The 8248-nt window shown below is 64.6% G+C and carries 5 protein-coding genes; 1 reads left to right on the forward strand and 4 read right to left on the reverse strand.

Annotated features, from left to right (window positions below; all coding sequences use genetic code 11):
* The coding region (locus AB7F49_RS36050; protein ID WP_428531696.1) for a dioxygenase at positions 1-761 on the forward strand (761 nt) is incomplete at its 5' end.
* 56 nt (positions 762-817) lie between these two features.
* Here AB7F49_RS36050 and AB7F49_RS36055 read toward each other — a convergent pair.
* The 4 genes from AB7F49_RS36055 to AB7F49_RS36070 all read right to left on the reverse strand — a co-directional run.
* Positions 818-2431 (reverse strand): FAD-dependent monooxygenase, encoded by a 1614-nt coding sequence (locus tag AB7F49_RS36055; protein WP_428531699.1) that lies wholly within the window; start codon positions 2429-2431, stop codon positions 818-820.
* Between the two features lie 102 nt (positions 2432-2533).
* Positions 2534-5668 carry an efflux RND transporter permease subunit gene (locus tag AB7F49_RS36060; protein ID WP_428531702.1) on the reverse strand — a complete coding sequence of 1045 codons (3135 nt, stop codon included), beginning with the start codon at positions 5666-5668 and terminating at the stop codon, positions 2534-2536.
* Positions 5665-6894: an efflux RND transporter periplasmic adaptor subunit gene (locus AB7F49_RS36065; RefSeq protein WP_428531705.1), complete on the reverse strand. Its 1230-nt coding sequence runs from the start codon at positions 6892-6894 to the stop codon at positions 5665-5667. Before AB7F49_RS36065 ends, AB7F49_RS36060 begins: the two co-directional genes overlap by 4 nt.
* 195 nt (positions 6895-7089) lie before the next feature.
* The coding region (locus AB7F49_RS36070; RefSeq protein WP_428531708.1) for a 5-methyltetrahydropteroyltriglutamate--homocysteine S-methyltransferase at positions 7090-8248 on the reverse strand (1159 nt) is incomplete at its 5' end.

Raw genomic sequence — 8248 nt, forward strand, 5'->3', positions numbered from 1 at the left:
GCGAGGTGGAGCCCACCCCGCAGGAATGGATCGAGGCCATCTTGTGGCTGACCCGGACCGGCCAGATCTGCGACGCCAAGCGGCAGGAATTCATCCTCGCCTCGGACGTCCTCGGCATCTCCATGCGGGTCGACGCCAACAACAACCGCGCCCCCCGCACCGCCACCCCCTCGACGGTGGAAGGCCCGTTCCACATCGCCGATTCGCCCCAGATCGCCGATGGCGGCAACATGGCCGACGGCGCACCGGGCATCCCCACCTTCTGCACCGGCAAGATCACCGATCTTGACGGCAAGCCGGTCGCGGGCGCGATGCTCGACATGTGGCAGACCGACGGAGAGGGCCTGTACGAAGCCCAGATCGAAGGCGCCGAGGGCTATATGCGCGGCATCTACCATTCCAATCCGGACGGCAGCTATACGGTGCGCACCGTGGCACCGATCGGCTACACCATCCCGATGGACGGTCCGATCGGCGAATTGATGAACAAGACCCGGATCAGCCACATGCGTCCGGCGCATATCCACTTCCACATCGCGGCCCCCGGCTACAAGAGCGTCACCACCCATCTTTTCCAGAAGGGCGACCAGTATATCAACACCGACGTGGTGTTCGGCGTGAAGGAGCCGCTGATCGTCGACTTCGTGCAGAAGCCGGCCGGCAGCAAGGCGCCCACCGGCGAGGTCATGAACGAGCCGTTCTACGAAGTGAAATACGACTTCAAGCTCGCCAAGGCCGCGGCGGCGCAGAAGGCGGCGTAACTCTTCGGACTGCAATGCGGGCTCGCTCGCCGCGCGGCGGGCGAGCCCTGCTCGTTTCAGGTTGCGGCGTGACCCGTCGCAATCATCGCCAGCCGCTCCGGCTCCGCCGGCATCGCGTTGCCTCGCCAGACCACATGCAGGTCCGGCCGTACCAAAATCAGATCGCGGCCATAGACGTCGCGCGGCTCGTAGCCGGGAAGATCGCTGACCGCGAACGGCGCGCCATGGCGCGCGAAGGCGTCGGCGAGAGGTGCGGGATCAGGTCTGGCACCGCCGAGCCGGAGCAGTGAAAAGCGGTCGTCGGCAATCCGATCCTGCACCGCGCCGCCATCGGGCAGCCAGGCATGCGGCAGCCGCACGCCGGGAAATGTCGAGGGCGCGTAGCGCGTGATGTCATCCTCGGGCGGCGCACCCTCATCCGGACAGATCAACGGCGAGCCCGCATAGAAATAGCCGAGTTCGGCGCCGATCATCTCGTTGCCTTTTCGCTGCTCGACGCTGGCGATGGTGGTGAGATTGGCCCGCGCCGCCGCACCTTCCGGCGTGTCATCGCGAAGCTCCGGCCTCCATGCCGCACGCCATTTGCGCCGGCCGAGCGATGCGAAACGCGAGGCGCCGACATTGCGCAGACCCACCGGCCGCCGCTCGGCCTCGTAACTTGCGAGCAGCGCCGGACCGCCCCAGCCCTGCAGCGTCGCGGCAAGCTTCCATGACAGGTCGATCGCGTCGCCGACGCCCGAGTTCATGCCCAGACCGCCGGTCGGGATCATCAGGTGAACGGCATCGCCGGCAAGGAACACCCGGCCGCTCTGGTAGCGGTCCGCGACCATCAGGTTCTGCCGCCAGGTGCCGACATACAACATCTCATATTTGACCGGCATCGCGACCGCCTGCTCGAACGCCGCCGCCATGTCGGAATCCTGATCGACCACGGCATGCAGCGTGAAATGCTTCGTCGAGTCCTGCACGATCAGGAAGCCGGCGTGATTGTCCGCGACGTGATAGTGGCGGCCCTTCCCGATCGGAATCCGCTCGAACAGGTCGTCGCAGCGATACAGCGCCTGCCGAAGCTGCAGGATGTTGGCCTCGCCTTCGAGCTGGAAGCCGAGCTGCTTGCGCACGAGGCTGCCGCCACCGTCGCAGCCGACGAGATAGCGCGCAGTGATCGCCTTGGTTTCCGCGCCGTGCTTCGCGAAGGCGGTGACGCCGGCCGCGTCCTGCTCGAACGAGAGGTATTCGCAGCCATAGCGCACATCGACACGCGGCAGCGTTTCCGCCACCGACTTGAGCAGAGGCTCCAGCGTATATTGCGAGATCAGCTGATACGGCTCGAGCGGCTGCGAGCCATCATGGGTCCCGGCGATGATCCCCTGCGCCTCTGCGACCGACGGGTATTTCAGATGCAGCAGCGGTGGCTCCACGAGCGAGGTGACAATGAACACATCCATCGGCACGTCGCGCGGAAATCCGGCTGCGCGGATACGGTCCGCAAGGCCCATGCGCCGGTAGATTTCCATCGTGCGCGCGTTGCAGCGTTCCATCTTCGGCAGGAATTGCGGGGCGGCCTTGCGTTCGATCAGGATGCAGTTGATGCCGCGGCGGCCAAGATCGACGGCCAGCGTAAGACCAACCGGACCGGCGCCGATGATGACTACGTCGGTATCGGGCATCGGTCGGGCGCTCCTCATGGCCGGCTTCACGCAAACGTCCAAGCCTGCCGGTATTGATCGCAAGCGTGGATCGCCGGGACAAGTCCGGCCATGAGCGGAAATCTATGCCGGCCTTGCAGGCTTGCCCCGCACCGAACCGATCATCCGCATCCGCAATCTGTTGCCCGCCTGTCCCAGCCGGTCCATGTACAGATACAGAACCGGCGTGATGAACAGCGTCAGGAATTGCGACACCACCAGTCCGCCGACCACGGCAATACCGAGCGGCTGGCGCAATTCCGAGCTTGCCCCATGGCCGATCGCGATCGGAAGCGCGCCGAGGATCGCTGCGAATGTCGTCATCATGATCGGGCGGAAACGCAGGATCGCAGCCCGATAGATCGCCTCATCCGGCGCCATATGCTGCACACGCTGCAGATCGAGCGCCACGTCGATCATCATGATCGCGTTCTTTTTCACGATGCCGATCAGCATCAGGAGCCCGATCATCGCGATTACGCTGAGATCCATGCCGAACAGCACCAGCGCGCCGAGCGCCCCCACCACCGCCGACGGCAGGCCGGTCAGGATGGTGAGCGGGTGGATATAGCTCTCGTAGAGCATCCCGAGCACCATGTAGATCGTGATCACGGCCGCCGCCAGCAGGATGCCCTGGTTGGCGAGCGACTGCTGGAAGGTCTGCGCGGTGCCCGAGAAGGTGGTCGAGATCGTGCTCGGCACGCCGAGCTGCTGCTTCAGCAGTTCGGTCTGCGCCACCGCATCGCCAAGCGCAACACCCGCAGGCAGATTGAAAGAAACCGTCACCGCCGGAAGCTGTCCGAGCTGGTTCACCGTCAGGTCGCCGGCCGTGCGCTCCACGGTTGCGATCGAGGAGAGCGGCACGAGCTGACCGGCCGGAGTCCGGATGCGGATATTGCCGAGATCGCTCGAATTCCAGTTGATGCGCGGGTCGAACTCCATCAGCACGCTGAAGGTGTCGCCGCTGCCATAGATGGTCGAGACCTGGCGGGAGCCGAAGCCCGAATAGAGGGTCGAACGGATCTGGTCCGCATTGATGCCGAGCGAGGCCGCCTTGTCCCTGTCGACCCGCAGCGTGACCTGAATGGCGCCGTCCTCAAGGTCGTTGTTGACGTCGGCGAAATGCGGGTCGGATGCCATCGCCGCGGTCATCCTGCGCGCCCATTCGCGCATCTCGTCCTTGCGCACGCTCTGCATGACGAACTGGTATTCGCTGCGGCTGGAGCGTCCGCCGATCCTCAAATTCTGGACCGGCGACATCACCACATTGATGCCGGGAAACGACATTTCGCGCCGGAAATGGCCCAGCAGCTCCGGCATGGGCGGACGCTCCGCGCGCGGCTTCAGTTCGATGAACAGGCGGCCGTTATTGAGGCTCGACGAGGACCCGCCGCCACCGACGATCGAGGCGACGTTTGCGACATAGGGCGACTTGCGGAAGGCCTCCTCGACCTGCTTCTGCAGTTCGATCATCGCCTCGAACGAGATATCGGGCCGCGCTTCGGTCGAGACCCGCAACTGCCCGATATCCTCCTGCGGGAAAAAGCCCTTGGGTGTGGTATAGAACAGATAGACCGTGCCGATCAGCGTTGCGAAGAACACGCCCAGCATGAAGGGCCGGTGGCTCAGACTCCATTGCACGCCTCGGTCGTAGCCGCGGGTCATCGCTTCGAGCCCGCGCTCCAGCGCCGCACGCCAGCCGGTCTCCGGCGCGACGCGACCATCCGCATCGCGCTGCGGCGGCCGCAGCATCTTGGAGCAGAGCATCGGCGTCAGCGTAAGCGAAACGAAGGCCGAGATCGCAAGCGCCACGGTCACCACCACCGCGAATTCATGGAAGATGCGGCCGACCACGCCGCCCATCAGCAGCACCGGGATGAACACCGCAACCAGCGACACCGTGATCGAGATGATGGTGAAGCCGATCTCGCGCGACCCCTTGAGTGCCGCATCGAAAGCGGACAGTCCGTCCTCCTCCATGTGGCGATAGATGTTTTCGAACATCACGATCGCATCATCGACCACAAGCCCGACGGCCAGCGTGAGCGCCAGCAGCGAGATGTTGTTGATGCTGAAGCCGAACAGATACATCGCTCCGAGGGTGCCGACGAGCGAGATCGGCACCGCCAGCGCCGGAATGATGGTCGCCGTCAGCCGCCGCAGGAACAGGAAGATCACCATGATGACAAGCGCGATCACCAGCAGCAGCGTGAACTGCACGTCGGCCACAGCCTCGCGGATCGAGACCGAGCGGTCGTTGAGGACTTCGATCGAGGACGCGCGTGGCAGGTCGTCCTCGAAGCCGGGGAGCATCGCCTTGACCCGGTCCACCACATCGACGGTGTTGGCTTCGGGCTGGCGCTGCACGGCGAGAATGATGGCATTGGTGCCGTTGAACCAGCTCGCCCGCTGATTGTCCTCGATCGAATCGGTCACCACCGCGACATCGCCAAGGCGCACCGGACGGCCGCCCCGTACCGCGACGATCACCTGACGGAACTGCGCGGCATTGTCGAGTTCGGTTTCCGCCTGGATGGTCAGTTGCTGCTGCGCGTTGCGCAACGTGCCGACGGGCGTATTGGCGTTCGCGGCCGCGACCGCCGCCTGCACCTCGTTGACGCCGATCCCGCGCGCGGCCAGGGAGTTCGGATCGATCTGGATTCGCACCGCGAATTTCTGGCTGCCATAGACGAGCACCTGCGCCACGCCGTCCACGGTCGACAACGCCGGCGAGATCACCTGCTGGGCGAAGGCGTCCAGCTCGGGCAGCGGCGTGACGTCGCTGCGGATCGCGAGCAGCAGCACCGGCGCGTCGGCCGGGTTCACCTTGCGATAGCTCGGCAGCTCGGTCATCTCCGGCGGCAGCCGGCGCTGGGTGCGGGCGATCGCCGACTGCACATCGGCCGCCGCCGAATCGATGTCGCGATCGAGATTGAACTGGATCACGATCGAGGTTGATCCCTGATTGGAGGTCGCGCTGATATTGTCGATGCCGCTGATGGTCGTGAATTGCTTGATCAGCGGCGTTGCGACCGAGTTCGCCATCGCATCGGGAGACGCGCCGGAGAGATTCGCCGAGACATTGATGGTCGGAAAATCGGTGCGCGGCAGCGCCGCCACCGGCAGATAGATATAGGCAAACAGTCCGGTTGCGACCACCGCGACCGACATCAGCGTCGTGGTGACGGGATGGCGAATGCAGAATTCGGAAATGTTCATCGCGCGACGTCCCGCTGCGCCGCCGATGCCCCTGATTGCGGCTGGGCTTGCTGCGGCGCCGGCGTTTCCGTCTGCTGCGCGGTGTCGCGAATGCGTGCGCCGTCGGCGAGGCGGAGCTGGCCTTCGGTCACCACCCGCTCGCCCGGCTTCAGCCCGGACCGGATCGCGGTACGCTGGCCGACCAGCCCGCCGGTTTCCACCTGCCGCAGTTCGGCGGTGCCGTCGGACTTCGCGACGAAAACGAACGGACCCTTCTGACTCGTCTGCAGGGCAACCGTCGGGATGCTGACGGTATCAGGCCGGGTATCGAGATCGATTTCCACATCGACATACATCCCCGGCCACAGCTTGAATTCCTCGTTCGGGAAAGTGGCCTTCGCCATGATCGTGCCGGTCGCGGGATCGACGGAGGAATCCACGAAATTCAGTTCCCCGGTCGCCAGCGGCGTCGAGTGGCCGGCAACATAGACCCGCACCACCGGCGGCTGCTTGCGGCGCACGGCGGCGCGCAATGCGCCGAGATCGCGCTCGGGCAGGGTGAACGAGACGCGGATCGGCTTGATCTGCGTGATCGTCACGAGGCCCTGCGTGTCGGACGACGACACCAGGTTGCCCGGCGTCACCCGGATCGTCCCGATGCGCCCGGTGATCGGCGCCGTGATCCTGGTATAGCCGAGCCGGATGCGGTCGCTGTCGAGCTGCGCCTTGTCGGCGGCAATGGTGGCTTCGGCAGCCTTCGCTTCCGCGGTTTTTTCATCGAGTTGCTGGCGTGCGGCGACGTTCCTCGCAAGCAGTTCCTCGGTCCGTTTGAGGTCGGCATTGGCCCGGTCGCGCGCGGCTTCGTTCTTGGCGAGCTGGGCTTCGTTGCGGGCGATGGTTGCGCGCAATTCGCGGTCGTCCAGCGTGAACAGAAGGTCGCCCTTGCGCACCAGTTGCCCGTCATTGACGTGCTTTTCGAGCATCTGGCTGTCGATGCGCGAGCGGATCACCACGACGGCCGGGGATTCCAAGAGACCGATGCTGCGGCGGCGCACGGGAAACGCGCCCTGCTCCGCGGCGACGGTCGTGACCGGGATTGCCGGCCGGCCTCGCGGGCCCTGAGCCTTCTGGGGCTGCGCGGATTGCGTCCCGGCCAGGCCGAGCCGATCGCCGTAGTGGCGATAGCCGTAATACCCGGCCGCGGCGAGGATCAGGAGAACAAGAAAAACGACACTCGGTCGCCGCATGAGGTGGCCGCCTTCGTTGTTGTCGCAAGGCTGTTCGTGCCGCCGCCCAGCATGGCGCGATCGACACAACGTCTTTCACCACACAACGTTCCACAAGCGGCATAAATCCGGCGGCTGACACGAATTGTCACAGCGCCGGATTAAATTGCTGTCATGTGGGCCCGAGATGGACGGGAGGCGGGCCTGCCGCGACGGTCAGCCCCAGATGGCCCGGGCCGCTTCCACCTCGAGCTCCAGCTTCCTGCGCTCGTCGGCTTCCGTCACCGGATTTCCCGCGACGGTCGAGGCGAACCCGCATTGCGGCGAGATCGCGAGCCGGTCGAGATCGATATATTGCGTCGCCTCCTCGGTGCGGCGCTTCAGCACATCGAGCGATTCCAGCACCGGTGTCTTGCTCGAGATCAGCCCCAGCACCACGCCCTTGCCCTTGACGAAACGCAGCGGCTTGAAATCGCCCGCGCGCTCGGTGTCGTATTCGAGCAGAAAGTGGTTGACCCTGGTGCCTTCGAAGAACCGCTCCGCCACCGATTCATAGCCGCCGGCGCCGAGGTAATGGCCCTTGAAATTGCCGCGGCACATATGCACGCCGAACACCACATCGGCCGGCGCGCCTTTGACGCACTCGTTGATGCTGTCGATATAGAGTTCGACCAGTTCGTCCGGCTTCATGCCCTCGGCCTCGACCTGCTGGCGGATATTCGGATCGCACAGCAGCGCAATCGCAACCTCGTCGAGCTGGATGTATTTGCAGCCGGCCTTCGCCAGGTCGGCGATCTCCTCGCGGAAGATGCGGTTGAGATCGTCGAAAAAGCTCTTCACATCGGAATAGGCGGACTTCGCCGCGAAATCGGTCGCACGGTAGAAATGCATGGTCGAGGGCGCCGGCAGCGTGATTTTCGGCGTCGCAGCCGTGATCCCCTGGAGAAACTCGAATTCGTCAAGCGCCAGCGGCTTGTTGCGATGAAGCCTTCCCTCCGCATGGGGCGCGGTGAAATCGACCTGATGTCCCTGATCGTCGCGAAACTTGAACACCGCCGACTTGATCGCGAAGCCGTCGATCCGCTCGACAAAGCGGCCCCAATAGGAGCCGCGGCGGAATTCGCCGTCCGTTACGACCTGCAGGCCCACATCCTCCTGCATTTTCACCACATCGCGGATGCATGCGTCCTGGATCTTCGCAAACGCGGCGTCGTCGATCCGCTTGCCCATGTGGTCGCGAAATGCCTGCCGCAGCACCGGCGGTCGCAACAGGCTGCCGACATGGTCGGCGCGGAACGGTGGGCGGCCTTGCGGCAGGGTCGTCATTGGCGCATGCTCCCGGTCATGAGTTTTTTCTATAGGGCTATAGATGAAA

This window comes from Pseudorhodoplanes sp., assembly GCF_050250235.1.
Lineage (GTDB): Bacteria > Pseudomonadota > Alphaproteobacteria > Rhizobiales > Xanthobacteraceae > Pseudorhodoplanes.

Bases quoted from the DNA above. Each gene is read 5' to 3' on its own strand.
- AB7F49_RS36065 (WP_428531705.1), bottom strand. From the start codon at position 6,894: ATGCGGCGACCGAGTGTCGTTTTTCTTGTTCTCCTGATCCTCGCCGCG.
- AB7F49_RS36055 (WP_428531699.1), bottom strand. From the start codon at position 2,431: ATGCCCGATACCGACGTAGTCATCATCGGCGCCGGTCCGGTTGGTCTT.
- AB7F49_RS36060 (WP_428531702.1), bottom strand. From the start codon at position 5,668: ATGAACATTTCCGAATTCTGCATTCGCCATCCCGTCACCACGACGCTG.